The organism is Synechococcus sp. M16.1, assembly GCF_014279895.1.
Lineage (GTDB): Bacteria > Cyanobacteriota > Cyanobacteriia > PCC-6307 > Cyanobiaceae > Parasynechococcus.
In genome coordinates this window covers 378,221-390,477 of sequence record NZ_CP047954.1, presented here as the reverse complement: position 1 = coordinate 390,477, position 12,257 = coordinate 378,221, and the positions used below count along the sequence as shown (strand labels likewise).

Genomic DNA, 12,257 nt, shown 5'->3' with positions numbered 1-12,257 from the left:
CAATAGCCTTCTGCCATCCCTCCAAGTCTGAAATTCCCTTCCAGACGTAGTTCACAGGAACAACAACCATGTTCGACGCCTTCACCAAGGTTGTCGCCCAGGCCGATGCCCGGGGACAATTCATCAGCACCAGCGAGATCGACGCCCTCGCTGCCATGGTTTCCGACAGCAACAAGCGTCTGGATGCCGTTAACCGCATCTCCAGCAACGCTTCCACCATCGTTGCTTCCGCTGCCCGCCAGCTGTTCGCTCAGCAGCCTGCTCTGATCGCCCCCGGCGGCAACGCTTACACCTCCCGCCGCATGGCCGCTTGCCTGCGCGACATGGAGATCATCCTTCGCTACGTCACCTACTCCGCTTTCACCGGCGACGCTTCCGTGATGGAAGACCGCTGCCTGAACGGCCTGCGTGAGACCTACCTGGCCCTCGGCACCCCCGGTGCTTCTGTCGCCGCCGGCGTGAACCTGATGAAGGACGCCGCTCTGGCCATCGTCAACGACAAAGCTGGCATCGCAGCTGGTGACTGCGCCTCCCTGAGCAGCGAAATCGGCACCTACTTCGACCGCGCCGCCGCCTCCGTCGCCTGATCGGCGCCTGGATTCGACGTCTTTCATTCCCATAACGATCAATGAAAACTCCCCTCACCGAAGCTGTTGCAGCAGCTGATTCCCAGGGCCGCTTCCTGAGCAACACCGAAGTTCAGGCTGCCTCCGGTCGCTTCAACCGTGCCAAGGCCAGCCTCGAGGCTGCCAAGGCTCTCACCAGCAAGGCTGATTCCCTGGTGAACGGCGCTGCCCAGGCCGTGTACACCAAGTTCCCCTACACCACCCAGATGGAGGGGTCCAACTACTCCGCCACTGCGGAAGGCAAAGCCAAGTGCTCCCGTGACGTGGGCTACTACCTGCGCATGATCACCTACTGCCTCGTGGCAGGTGGCACCGGCCCCATGGACGACTACCTGATCGCTGGTCTCGACGAGATCAATCGCACCTTCGAGCTCTCCCCGTCCTGGTACGTGGAAGCTCTGAAGCACATCAAGGCCAACCACGGCCTCAGCGGCGATGCTGCTACTGAAGCCAACAGCTACATCGATTACGCCATCAACGCCCTGATCTGATCAGCCGACGTTGCGTTCCAAGCCCCCCTCGGGGGGCTTTTTTTATTGTTCTTTTTCGGCCCCATAAGAGCGCTGTGATCACCCCCAACGTTCGGCGTTTTCTCAACCTGCTCTGCGGCGAATACAGCAACCAGCAGCAAGCCTTCGACAATCCACCCCTCTATGCCCACATCTTTCTGAGGTATCGCCCGCTCATACAGCTCCATCCAGGGTCAATTCTGCTCGAACAGACCTATGCCGTTGATCCCAAGCATCCCTATCGGTTGCGCATGATCCGCGCTGAAGAGCAGGCCTCCGGCGCCATCAAGCTCTGGAATCACACCTTCCGTGATCCGGAACGCTTCGCTGGAGCCACGTTTGATCCACAACTGCGCCTTGCCATTCAGGACAGCGACCTGATCAGCCTGGATGAGTGCCACTACCAAGTGCTCGAACAGCCAGACGGCTACCACGGCGCCATGGAACCAGGCTGCAAATGCATCGTGCAACGGAATGGCAAAGACACCGTGCTGGTGAGCAGCTTTCATTTGGAAGGAGACTCCCTTGCGACCCTCGATCGCGGTCATGACCCGGAAACCAATGAGCGTTGCTGGGGCTCGGTGGCGGGACCGTTCCGGTTCAAACGAACTGAAAGCTGGACAGCCGATATGGCATCGGCCTGGGTGTGATGGAACCGCTGAGTGAAACGCAGGTGATCAAAAACCTCCGCCAAACGGAGGACCCTTCGGCGCAGTACTACGCCGCCTGGTGGCTCGGAAAAATGCGCAGCCAGCATCCCGATGCCATCCCTCTTCTGCTCAGGGCTCTTGAAGCACTGGATGCCACGCCGATTGATCCAGAGCAGCGCGGTGTCGCTCTCAACGCAATCCGTGCCCTCGGTCTGCTCAGGGACATGAGAGCGGAACAACCTCTTCTGGCGCTGCTGCACTCCAACGATTACACCGTGCGAGAGGAGGTGGTCCGCACGCTTGGTGCCATGGGCAGCTGTGGGGCTGTTGAGGGCATCCGGGCCTTGCTTGCCAGTGGATTGGAGGGAGCAGGAGCTGAGCAACCCTCATCCCCCTTGCTCAATGAACCCTGTGAAGCGTTGCTGGAAGCCCTGGGTGACATCGGTGATGGCAGCAGTAGCAATCTCGCTGTGATTCATCCGTTCACGGAGCACCCTCGGCCCTTGATCCGTTCAGCGGCCTGCCGAGCATTGCTGCAGCTGACCGGACTTGATCAATGGGGTATGGAACTGAAAAAGCTGCTGAACCATCCAGAACCCCTGGTGCGCCGCGGCGCGCTGCTCGACCTCGGCGCCACCGGCTGGCTTGCCGCCGTGCCCTCGATCCGCACGGCTGCGGTGGAACCCAGCCTCAAGTTGGTTGCACTCCGAGAGGTGGCGGAACGCAACGTCGACCCCAATGACGTTCTCGACGCAATGGACGGACTGCTCTGATGACCAACACAGCATTGGACCAGGCGCTTCAGACGCTCGAGCGGGCCACCAGCACTCCTGAGCTGGTTAAAGCAACGCAAGCCCTTTGTGCACTGAACGACCTTGAGGCCGCCAAGCCGCTCGTGAAAGTGCTGGGGTTCAACAATCCAGCGGTGGCAGCAGTGGCAACACAGGGGCTGATCCAACTGGGACGGGACACCATTCCCATCCTTCTGGTGAGCCTGGATGCCCGCAATTACGGCGCACGGGCATGGGTGGTGAAGGTGATTGCCGCCCTGCGGGATCCACGGGGTCTTGACCTCCTGGAGCATGCCCTTCAGGCCGACATCGCTCCGAGCGTGCGGCGCTCCGCAACCCGTGGCCTGGCGGACTTGGAGTTCAGTGAAGACGCAGCGCACGATCAGCTTGTGCGCTGTTTCGAGGGACTGCTCAAAGCCGTGCGAGACGACGAGTGGGTGGTGCGTTATGCAGCGGCCTACGGACTCGAGCAACGCTTGAACAGCGCAGCTTTGTCAGCGCACCTCGCCGAACAGGGCCGGGCCGCACTAAACCAGCTCGCATCCGATGCGGAAGGTGTCAGGGTGGTGCAGCTGCGGGCGCTGAAAGCCCTCCAACGCCTCAACGCCGGATGACCCAGAAACTGTTGTTCGTCTGCCTCGGCAACATCTGCCGCTCACCGGCAGCCGAAGGCGTCTTCCTGCATCTGCTTGAAGAGCGTGGCCTCAGTGATCAGTTCCTGGTGGATTCCGCCGGAACGGGCGGATGGCATGTGGGCAACCCGGCAGACCGACGCATGCAGGCTGCCGCCAACCGCCGCGGCATCAACCTCCCCAGCCGAGCAAGGCAGATCAGCCTCGACGATTTTTCGAGTTTCGATCTGATGCTGACCATGGACGACGACAATCTCGCGGCCGTCCAGGGACTGGCTCGCGAAGCCGGGCCCCGAGCAACGGCCAGCATCAAGCCCATGCTCAGCTACGCCGGCCGGTTCTCTGAAACGGAAGTGCCGGATCCCTATTACGGGGGCGAGGCGGGCTTCGAGCATGTGCTCGACCTGCTCGAGGATGCCTGCGCCAACCTGCTCGACGAGCTCAGCCCGCCGGCGTAGGCCAGGCTTCTTCAGCCACCCGAGACCGGAACTGCCCCACCAGGGCATCGATCACAGCCTCGATGCTCATGCCATCGGTCACGAGCTCAACGGCATCGTCCGCCTGCACCAGAGGAGCCTCTTCACGGGTGCTGTCGAGGTGATCCCGTTCGGCGATCTGTGCTTCAAGCTCAGATCGCTCAGGCACCGGGAAGCCCCGCTGGTCCAGATCCAGAGCCCGGCGCCGGGCCCGTTCGCCCACCGTGGCCGTAAGGAACACCTTCAAATCCGCATCCGGGAAAACAGCGGTGCCGATGTCGCGGCCTTCTGCCACCAAACCACCCTTGGCACCCATCGCTTTCTGTTGAGCGGTCAGCGCTTGCCTGACGCAACGGTGGGCGGCCACGGCCGAAACCGACGCGGTGACCTCCGGCGAGCGAATCGCGTCACTCACGTCCTGCCCATTCACCAACACCTGCTGGCCACCACCGGGCAGCGACCGCAGCTGAAGGTCGAGGTCGTTCAACAGCGGTGCAATCGACGCCGCATCCTGCGGGTCCACACCGTTCTGTTGCACCAACCAGGTCACCGACCGATACATCGCACCGGTATCGAGGTAAACCAGCCCCATCCGCTCAGCAAAGGCCCGGGTCACGGTGCTTTTGCCAGCACCGGCAGGGCCATCAATGGCAACAAGAGGCTGGCGGGTCATCAGGAAGACGTGATCAATCAAACGGGTCGTCCCGCAACGCACCGCCGCGGCCAACAGTGAGATGGCCGTTTCAGCGCCACAGGGCTGAAGGGTGCGGGGATCGACCCTCTCTACATACTCCACTTCAAGTCCTGCTTCAGCGAGGCTCTGTCGCACCGAAGTCTCAGGATCACTGGGATCGGCATGACGCAGTGCCGCCGGCAGAGCAGCGGCTCGAGCCCGATCAACAGAAGAGAGGTATTGGTTACGGGAACTCAACGCCAAACCATCGGATTCACGAACGGTGGGAACGCCCTGCACCGCCACGCCCAGATCAAGATCGGCCACGAGCCGGCGCAGGATCACCAGCTGCTGCCAGTCCTTCTCACCCAGCCAAAGGCAGGACGGCTCCACCAGCTGCAGCAGTCGGGCCACGACCGTGACCACACCATCAAAGTGACCGGGACGGGAGGCTCCACAAAGATGGGGCTGCAGGTCAGCAGGTGCAGAACGCGTCACCGCTGACTGGAGGCCACTTGGATAAATGGCGACGACACTCGGGGCCCAAAGGGCATGGGCGCCACAACGTTCGGCTAAATCGCGATCCGCTTCGAGGGTTCGCGGGTAGCGATCAAAGTCTTCAGCTGGCCCGAATTGGAGTGGGTTAACGAACACACTCACGAGCACAGGACCCCGTCCTGCAGCGAGGCGGATCAGCTCACCGTGACCCTGGTGCAACCCCCCCATGGTGGGCACGAATTGCAGAGGTCCACCGAGGTTGGCCCGGAAGCGTTCCAGCTCGGCCTGGGTGGAGAGAACGACGCAGCTCAGCGCAGCACCTCAAGCTTGACCTGGGCAATTCCAGAGGCAGTCAGTCCCAGGTCAGAGGCGGCGCCGTGGCCCAGGTCGATCACCCGGTGATCAATGAAAGGTCCGCGATCGTTGATGCGGATCACGGCCGTGCGCCCGTTCCAGAGGTTGGTGACGCGCACTTTTGTTCCAAAGGGAAGCGTGCGGTGGGCCGCCGTCATCGTGCCGCGCTTGTAAACCTCACCGTTGGCCGTGAGGTTGCCGTAAAAACCGGGGCCGTACCAACTGGCCTCACCAGTGATGACCTTCACCACTTCTGGAACGACCTTCAGCTTCGGCTTGGGGAGTTCAGGGGAAGGAGGTGCAAGAACCGGTTTGACCTCCGCCGGAGTAAGCGTTGCCTGCAGCCCAGAAGCCTGGGGCTCGACCACCAGATCCAGAGGGTCAAGCGGCTCTGCACCGTTGACCGAGAGGAAATCACTGGCCACGACCGGCAGGAGGGCCGCACTGCCTGAGATCGCTCCGGAGAGCGTGGCCAACGTCAGGAGGACTCGCATGCAGAACGGCGTTGCCAAGGACTGGGAACTGAGCGCGCAGTTCTCGGCCGTTGGCAGGCCTCACAAAAAAGAATGTTGTGAACTTAAAAAGGGTGCTCTTGGAAAGAAACTGGGCGCCATCAGAGCGATCGGCACAGCCACCCAGGCCCGCCTCTTGCGCTAAACCGCGTGCCGACTGGCAGATCAACGCCGGAACGCAAGCCCCCGGGCATAAGCCGAGAGAGAACAGTCGATAAGCACAGCCAATCAGCTGCTGTGCCGACAAGCCAATCAGCACAGGTTCCGCGGCATTGCAGGATCAATGCATCGGATTCGTTCCATGGATTACAAGAGCGCTGGAGTTGACGTTGAGGCCGGGCGCGCGTTCGTGCAACGCATCAAGGCGTCTGTGGAAGCCACCCACCGACCGGAGGTCATCGGCGGCCTTGGCGGCTTTGGCGGGCTGATGCGTCTTCCAGCCGGATTGCGCAAGCCCCTTCTGGTCTCAGGCACCGATGGCGTCGGAACCAAACTTGAGCTGGCCCAGGAGCATGGCAGCCATCACGGCGTGGGCATCGACCTGGTGGCGATGTGCGTCAACGACGTGATCACCTCAGGAGCCGCGCCGCTCTTCTTCTTGGATTACATGGCCACCGGGGCCTTAGCGCCATCGGCAATGGCCGAGGTCGTTGAAGGAATCGCCGATGGCTGCAGGCAGAGCGGCTGCGCCCTACTCGGCGGCGAAACGGCCGAGATGCCGGGGTTTTACCCGAAGGGGCGCTACGACCTCGCCGGCTTTTGTGTGGCCGTCGTTGAAGAGGACGAGCTCATTGACGGCCAGCGCATCCAACCTGGCGACAGCGTGATCGGTGTGGCCAGCAGCGGCGTGCACAGCAACGGCTTCAGCCTGGTGCGCAAGGTGCTGGAGAAGGCCAACGCCAAAGCGAACACCTTGTATGGCGACGACCAGCGCCCTCTCATCGGCGACCTGCTGGCGCCGACAACCCTTTATGCCGACCTGGTGCAGCACCTGCTGCAGAGCGGATGCGAGCTCCACGGCATGGCCCATATCACCGGCGGAGGACTCCCGGAAAACCTGCCGCGCTGCCTGCCGGATGGCTGCTCTGCGCGCATCGATGCCTCCAGCTGGACAAGACCACCCCTGTTCCGATGGCTGCAGGAGGCCGGAGACATTCCCGAAAGAGACCTTTGGCACACGTTCAACCTCGGCATCGGTTTCTGCCTGGTGGTGCCGGCTGGGAGCGAAACCGCTGTGATCGAGCATTGCCGCGGCAAGAACCATCGGGCTTGGGTGATTGGCAACGTGACCTCCAACACCCCAGGCAGCGCCGCTGTTCTGGACGGTGTTCCCGCCTGATTACGTCAGTTTCAGACAGGTTTAATGCAGTCGGCCACACCCCAGAAGGGATCGAATAGGGTGCCTGAAGCACATCGGAACCTTTTCCGATAGCGGCGTCAATACATCTTTTTTCAATGCCTTTTGATAAGCCCCAGCGCATTACGCGCCGTCGATCGTCTGCAGGTCCTGTTCCTCCGAGGCGTCCTTTGCCTTCAGGCCAGGACAGGCAACAGGGCTACAGGCAGGGTCCACGACCAACTTTTCTCACGCTCCGGGATCACGGCAAGGTGTTCGTGGCCGACATGCCCCACCTTTCGGATGGGCAACTGGCTCACATCGGCAAGGAAGCCCAGGAGGTTTTGGAAAGCCTCGAACGGCGTATTCAAGACATGGAGCAGGAGCTCAGTCATGGTCCTCAGGAGCGCGACACCCTGATCAAGGCGTCCACCAAGCGCGACGTCACGCGCAGGTTCATCCGCGCCATTCAGGACGAGCAGGAACATCGCCAGAACAACCCCGCTCTGAGGAGCGCTGCTGGCGAATCGCTTCCGCGCACCTTTCTGGAGGTCGCCCGGCATCGACTGCCTGGGGCAACCTTTGATTCCTTGCTGCAGGAAGCCCTCGCCGCCTGTGCCCAACAGCAGGACACTGCCCCAGCCCCCACTCGCCTGGAACCCTCGCAAGACAAAGTCGTTCCGATTCGCAATGACGGAGACAGCCTCCCGGTGGTGGTGAGTCCAGCCCCTGAATCCGCCTCAGAGGCCTGAGCACAACACTCAGCGGCTCTGGAAGGGATTGGCGGGCATCCGCTCGCTGCAATGGAGCCGGGCCGCATTCAACCGCTGAAACTCCTGCGGTGACAATGACCACTGCAGCGCAGCGGCGACATCCCTGGCCTGCTCTGGAGTTCGCAGCCCCGGGATCGGCGTTGTGCCAAGAGCTCTGCACCAGTTCAAAGCGACTTGAACCATCGATGCCCCGCGATCGATCGCGATGGCCTGCATCGCACTGCGCAACTCAAGACTTGCCGGAAGCAGGCGCTGGAACAGGCGTTGTCTCAACCAGGTGACAGGACGCCTCTCCTCAGACCCTGGAGCACAACCCAGCACGCCGAAAGCCAGAGGGCTGTAGGCCAACACCTCCACGCCAAGCTCCCTGCTGACGGCAATCAACTCGCGCAGCTGATCATCCGCAGGTGCCAAGAGCGAGCACTGCACCTGAACGCTGCGTAGGGAAACGCCCCGCTCCAACAGACGGCGATGGATCAACAGCAGGCGTTGGGGACCCAGGTTGGACAGGCCCAACTCCTCAACCCGGCCAGACAGAACAAGATCAGCCAAGCCATCAAGAAGGCCTGTCTCCTGCCAGGGCGCGTAGCGCGCTGTACTCCAGTGCAGCTGCACCCGCCGAAGCTGCCCCTTAAGCCGCGTTCGACTGGCCTCAAAGGCGGCATCAAAGCCCCGACGCCCCCATCGCCAGGGGAATGGGGCCAACTTCGTGGCCACCGTCAACTGGGATCGACGCAGGGATGGCAACTCGGCCATGAAGTCGCCAAGCAACGCTTCACTGCGTCCACTCAGGCTCCCCGTTCCATAGGAATCCGCCGTGTCGATCAAGTTGAGCCCAGAGCTGAGGGCCTGACGAAACGTGGCACGAAGGCGAGCGTCGTCCCGCTGGGCGTCGTATCCCCAAACCGCCTTGTTGCCCCAGGCCCAGGTGCCGAAACCGATGCCGTTCAACAGGGCGATGCTGCTGCCAGCCATGATCGCCACCAGCCCGTCCCGTTGCGTCATGACCGCATCCCCCGCGCAGGAACCTGCGCGATCGACCGATCAAGCCGTGGAGGGATCGACTGCGGACGCGGAACGCATCCTCTGCAACCACTGCCGCAGAACCGCCAGCAATGGCATTCGCTGCCTGGGCATGTGCGTTGCCGACAGCGATTACTGATGATTCATCTCTGGATGGCGCCACTGCTGCTTGCCGTGCCAGCAACGGTCAATCCAGCCCAGGCTTTTGGCCGTCTGGAGCACAGGCCTGCGCATTGCCGCGTCGTCGTCGGTGGGCGTTCTTTGGCCTGCGAGCGCCTGCAGATCAGCGCGAACGGAAGCCGTGGCCTGCGGCTTCGATTCATCGGAGACGATCAAGAAACGGGGGGCAGCTACCAGTTGAGCTTCGTCAGCCTGGATGGAGATCAAGGCAGTCCGCTCAGCTGCGATAACTCAGGCTGCCGCGTGGATTCACGCCTCTGGAGCGCAACCCTGCTCAGCACGTCATGGGTTCGCTTTGATGCCAGAGGCCTCCCCAAGGGCCTTCCTGCAACCCGCATGGCCCAGGGGCGTTGCTGGATTGATGCGAACACCGTGAGCTGCAAGAGTCACTCACGCAACGTTGCCGCTATGAGCGCGGAGGCTCAACTGTGATGAGGATTCAAAGGCGGCACCCAGATTCGAACTGGGGATAAAGGATTTGCAATCCTCTGCCTTACCACTTGGCCATGCCGCCGCCCGGGAACAGCTGTCCCCATCAGGGGATCGTATCAGCCACGCCCCTGGCTCACTGCTGTTTCTCTGCAACGGGCACGGCGAAGACCTGATCACCCTGCGGATCATCCAGGCCGTGCATCGGCGCGCACCGCGACGCCCCCTGACCGTGCTTCCTCTGGTGGGTGCCGGACGGGTGTTTGATGCTGCTGTTCAGCAGGGATGGTTGACACGCCTGGGGCCAAAAGCGGCCCTGCCCAGTGGTGGCTTCAGCAACCAAAGCCTGAGAGGTCTGCTGGCAGACGTCAGAGCTGGGCTCCCCAGCCTGAGCTGGAGTCAATGGCAGTTGGTACGCCGCCTAGGACATGAGCGCCAACCCATCGTTGCCGTGGGTGATTTGCTGCCGCTGCTGATGGCCTGGAGCAGTGGTGCCCCCTTTGGCTTCATCGGCACTCCCAAAAGCGACTACACCTGGCTCAGCGGTCCCGGACGGTCCAAGAGCGACTGCTACCACCGGCTCAAAGGCAGTGAGTGGGATCCATGGGAATGGCGCCTGATGCGCTCGCGCCGTTGTCAGCTGGTGGCCATGCGTGATCGGCTCACGGCCCGAGGCTTGCAACGCAAGGGCGTGGGCGCCCTTGCGCCGGGCAATCCGATGATGGATGGCCTTCAGGTCCAACCACTGCCATCAGCCCTGGACCGCTGCCGCCGAGTGCTCCTGCTCTGCGGAAGTCGCATGCCGGAGGCCCAGCGAAACCTGCAGCGGTTGGTTCGCAGTGCCATAGCGCTGCCCGGCCGTGTGCCGATGGCACTGCTCGTGGCCGTGGGCGCCCAACCCGATGCAAAGGCCCTGAGCAACAGTCTTGAACAACTGGGGTTTCGACGCAGCCTTCCGCCTTCAGACCAACTGGGTGCCGAAGCCTGCTGGGTGAAAGGAGCCTGCCTGGTGCTGATCGGGCGAGGTTGCTTTGACCAATGGGCTGGCTGGGCAGAAGCCGGCATCGCCACTGCCGGAACGGCGACAGAACAACTGGTGGGGCTGGGCATTCCGGCCCTGTCCCTGCCGGGACCAGGACCGCAGTTCAAGCCGGGCTTCGCTCGCCGTCAGAGCCGCCTGCTGGGGGGTGCGGTTCGTCCCTGCTCTGATGAATCCGAGCTCACGAGACGGCTCGAATTCCTCCTGGACGACCCGACACTCCGCTCCCACCTGGGACGAATCGGCACGCAGCGGATGGGGCCGGCAGGCGGGAGCGATCAGCTGGCACGCCTGATCCTGGATCGCTTCAACGGATACTGAAGATCTTCGGTTGGTTGCGATGGCCGCGATTCAAGACCCCACCCTCGTCAAACTTTGTGCCCAGTTGGCGAGTCGACTGAGCATCAGCCTCGCCAGTGCCCGGCGCCAGGTGGAACAAGCCGCGGCCCGAGAAGGACATCGCGATGTGGAGGGACGGCGAGCCATGGCTGAATCCATGCTGGCCGCCCTCGACAAGGACAACGGTGACCACGCCCGTCAGCTGGACGCGTTGCTCGAGAACAGCGAAGGCGACGGCAATTTCATGCTGGAAGACTGAGCCCCAACCTCAGTGCTCAAAGATCTGGTGAAAGCGCAGCCGATCCAGCTCGGCTACCACCGGAACGCACTGGAAGCAGCGTTGCGCCAGATCCCAGCGCCCTTCCCGCCGCAACATCTGCTCCAGGCGCTCACGGGCTGGCAGCAGATAGCGCACATCGTTGGCGGCGTAGGCCAGCTGGGCATCCGTGAGTTCGTCCACCCGGCCCCAGTCACTGCTCTGGGCGCCCTTGTCCAGCTCAACGCCGACCAATTCCATCACCAGATCCTTGAGGCCATGGCGGGGGGTGTACGTGCGGCCGAGCCGACTGCCGACCTTGGTGCAGAACACGGGGTTCACGTCGATCCCCAAACCGGCGGCAAGCGCAGCCACATCAAAACGGGCGAAGTGAAACACCTTCTCCACCGTGAGCGCCTCAAACAGGCGCTTGAGATTCGGCGCCTCGGTCTGGCCCAGGCCAATGCGGACGCAGGCCACACGGTCTTCGGCGTCGGCGATCTGAACCAGGCAAAGCCGATCACGCCCATGGATCAGCCCCATCGCTTCGGTATCAACCGCAAGCCGCGGGGACTGCAGATAGCGCTCCGTCCAAGCTGCATCGAGGTCGCGATCAAAGACGGCGAATTCCGCTGGGGATGACGACTTCTCAGCCATGACTTCAGGAAGGGATAGGGCCAGTGTGGCCAATCACCTCCACAGCAAGTCTCAAGACTCTCCTCTTGAATCTCGAAATGAGATCGCTTTTGATTGGTGAAGTCGTCCCGCGCCTGTGTTCTCTCGCAGAAAGCCTTCGCGCACCTGTCTGGCAGACATCGAGCAGTACTTCCATCAGCCGCCGCCGCAGTTCCTCGACCTGGAGCTGGCTGTCTGCTGGATCCTCGAGTGCTTGCTCAAAGACGACAACTACCCCTCCGGACTCCTGCAGAAACTGATCCAGGAGGAGCCGCAACTGCGGCTTTCTGAAACCGTGCTGCAACAGGCCCTGGAGTTCCTTGAGCAACAGGGCTCGATCAGCTGTTACACCCAACGCTGCCCGAGCCGCGGACGGCCGCGGCGCATGCTGCACCTTGAATCCGATGCACGCGGCGAAGCCGAGCGACTGATGCACCCCTGGCGCAGCTGGCTGGACTCCCACCGGTTCGCCTTGAACTAAGCGAT

17 protein-coding genes and 1 tRNA gene are annotated in these 12,257 nt (G+C 62.3%); 13 read left to right on the top strand and 5 right to left on the bottom strand.

Annotated features, from left to right (window positions below; all coding sequences use genetic code 11):
• Positions 1–68 precede the first annotated feature (68 nt).
• From SynM161_RS02060 to SynM161_RS02035, 6 genes are all read left to right on the top strand, one after another.
• The gene (locus SynM161_RS02060) at positions 69–587 is read left to right on the top strand and encodes a phycocyanin subunit beta (protein WP_114987333.1); all 519 of its coding nucleotides are present in this window, start codon (positions 69–71) and stop codon (positions 585–587) included.
• Between the two features lie 41 nt (positions 588–628).
• Complete coding sequence (gene cpcA / locus SynM161_RS02055) at positions 629–1,117, top strand: phycocyanin subunit alpha (RefSeq protein ID WP_115010503.1); 489 nt, start codon at positions 629–631, stop codon at positions 1,115–1,117.
• A 74-nt stretch (positions 1,118–1,191) separates the two neighbouring features.
• Positions 1,192–1,785 (top strand): chromophore lyase CpcT/CpeT, encoded by a 594-nt coding sequence (locus SynM161_RS02050; RefSeq protein ID WP_186541835.1) that lies wholly within the window; start codon positions 1,192–1,194, stop codon positions 1,783–1,785.
• Positions 1,785–2,558 (top strand): HEAT repeat domain-containing protein, encoded by a 774-nt coding sequence (locus SynM161_RS02045; protein WP_186541834.1) that lies wholly within the window; start codon positions 1,785–1,787, stop codon positions 2,556–2,558. The genes SynM161_RS02050 and SynM161_RS02045 overlap by 1 nt, the downstream gene beginning before the upstream one ends.
• Complete coding sequence (locus tag SynM161_RS02040; protein ID WP_186541833.1) at positions 2,558–3,190, top strand: HEAT repeat domain-containing protein; 633 nt, start codon at positions 2,558–2,560, stop codon at positions 3,188–3,190. The genes SynM161_RS02045 and SynM161_RS02040 overlap by 1 nt, the downstream gene beginning before the upstream one ends.
• Complete coding sequence (locus SynM161_RS02035) at positions 3,187–3,666, top strand: low molecular weight protein-tyrosine-phosphatase (RefSeq protein ID WP_186541832.1); 480 nt, start codon at positions 3,187–3,189, stop codon at positions 3,664–3,666. The genes SynM161_RS02040 and SynM161_RS02035 overlap by 4 nt, the downstream gene beginning before the upstream one ends.
• Here SynM161_RS02035 and SynM161_RS02030 read toward each other — a convergent pair.
• Both SynM161_RS02030 and SynM161_RS02025 read right to left on the bottom strand, forming a co-directional pair.
• A complete protein-coding gene (locus SynM161_RS02030; RefSeq protein WP_186542378.1) occupies positions 3,650–5,167 on the bottom strand; it encodes a bifunctional pantoate--beta-alanine ligase/(d)CMP kinase in 1,518 nt (505 codons plus the stop codon). The genes SynM161_RS02035 and SynM161_RS02030 overlap by 17 nt on opposite strands.
• Positions 5,164–5,703, bottom strand: coding sequence for a septal ring lytic transglycosylase RlpA family protein (locus SynM161_RS02025; RefSeq protein WP_186541831.1), 540 nt, complete (start codon positions 5,701–5,703; stop codon positions 5,164–5,166). The genes SynM161_RS02030 and SynM161_RS02025 overlap by 4 nt, the downstream gene beginning before the upstream one ends.
• Positions 5,704–6,022: 319 nt before the next feature.
• Here SynM161_RS02025 and purM point away from each other — a divergent pair, with 319 nt between their 5' ends.
• Entirely contained in the window at positions 6,023–7,060 is a 1,038-nt protein-coding gene (gene purM / locus SynM161_RS02020; RefSeq protein ID WP_186541830.1) for a phosphoribosylformylglycinamidine cyclo-ligase, read from the top strand.
• Between the two features lie 116 nt (positions 7,061–7,176).
• Positions 7,177–7,809 (top strand): histidine phosphotransferase, encoded by a 633-nt coding sequence (locus tag SynM161_RS02015; protein ID WP_114987317.1) that lies wholly within the window; start codon positions 7,177–7,179, stop codon positions 7,807–7,809.
• 9 nt (positions 7,810–7,818) lie between these two features.
• Here SynM161_RS02015 and SynM161_RS02010 read toward each other — a convergent pair whose 3' ends face one another.
• Positions 7,819–8,835: an aldo/keto reductase gene (locus tag SynM161_RS02010; RefSeq protein WP_186541829.1), complete on the bottom strand. Its 1,017-nt coding sequence runs from the start codon at positions 8,833–8,835 to the stop codon at positions 7,819–7,821.
• On the opposite strand from SynM161_RS02010, the gene SynM161_RS02005 reads away from it, so the two are divergent.
• Both SynM161_RS02005 and SynM161_RS02000 read left to right on the top strand, forming a co-directional pair.
• Positions 8,834–8,992 (top strand): hypothetical protein, encoded by a 159-nt coding sequence (locus SynM161_RS02005; RefSeq protein WP_170950470.1) that lies wholly within the window; start codon positions 8,834–8,836, stop codon positions 8,990–8,992. The genes SynM161_RS02010 and SynM161_RS02005 overlap by 2 nt on opposite strands.
• Positions 8,992–9,465: a hypothetical protein gene (locus SynM161_RS02000; RefSeq protein ID WP_255441862.1), complete on the top strand. Its 474-nt coding sequence runs from the start codon at positions 8,992–8,994 to the stop codon at positions 9,463–9,465. The genes SynM161_RS02005 and SynM161_RS02000 overlap by 1 nt, the downstream gene beginning before the upstream one ends.
• An 11-nt stretch (positions 9,466–9,476) precedes the next feature.
• On the opposite strand, the gene SynM161_RS01995 is transcribed toward SynM161_RS02000, so the two are convergent.
• Positions 9,477–9,547, bottom strand: a tRNA-Cys gene (locus tag SynM161_RS01995).
• A gap of 54 nt (positions 9,548–9,601) precedes the next feature.
• Here SynM161_RS01995 and SynM161_RS01990 point away from each other — a divergent pair.
• Both SynM161_RS01990 and SynM161_RS01985 read left to right on the top strand, forming a co-directional pair.
• Positions 9,602–10,822, top strand: coding sequence for a lipid-A-disaccharide synthase-related protein (locus tag SynM161_RS01990; RefSeq protein ID WP_186542369.1), 1,221 nt, complete (start codon positions 9,602–9,604; stop codon positions 10,820–10,822).
• A gap of 19 nt (positions 10,823–10,841) precedes the next feature.
• Positions 10,842–11,099, top strand: a complete 258-nt coding sequence (locus SynM161_RS01985) for a hypothetical protein (RefSeq protein WP_006850096.1) — start codon at positions 10,842–10,844, stop codon at positions 11,097–11,099.
• Positions 11,100–11,108: 9 nt separating this feature from the next.
• Here the strand turns inward: SynM161_RS01985 and SynM161_RS01980 are convergent, their stop codons facing one another.
• A complete protein-coding gene (locus SynM161_RS01980) occupies positions 11,109–11,753 on the bottom strand; it encodes a ribonuclease D (RefSeq protein ID WP_186541828.1) in 645 nt (214 codons plus the stop codon).
• Positions 11,754–11,868: 115 nt separating this feature from the next.
• Between SynM161_RS01980 and SynM161_RS01975 the strand changes: the two genes are divergently transcribed.
• Positions 11,869–12,252 carry a Pex protein gene (locus tag SynM161_RS01975; protein ID WP_186541827.1) on the top strand — a complete coding sequence of 128 codons (384 nt, stop codon included), beginning with the start codon at positions 11,869–11,871 and terminating at the stop codon, positions 12,250–12,252.
• The last annotated feature ends 5 nt before the right edge of the window (positions 12,253–12,257 follow it).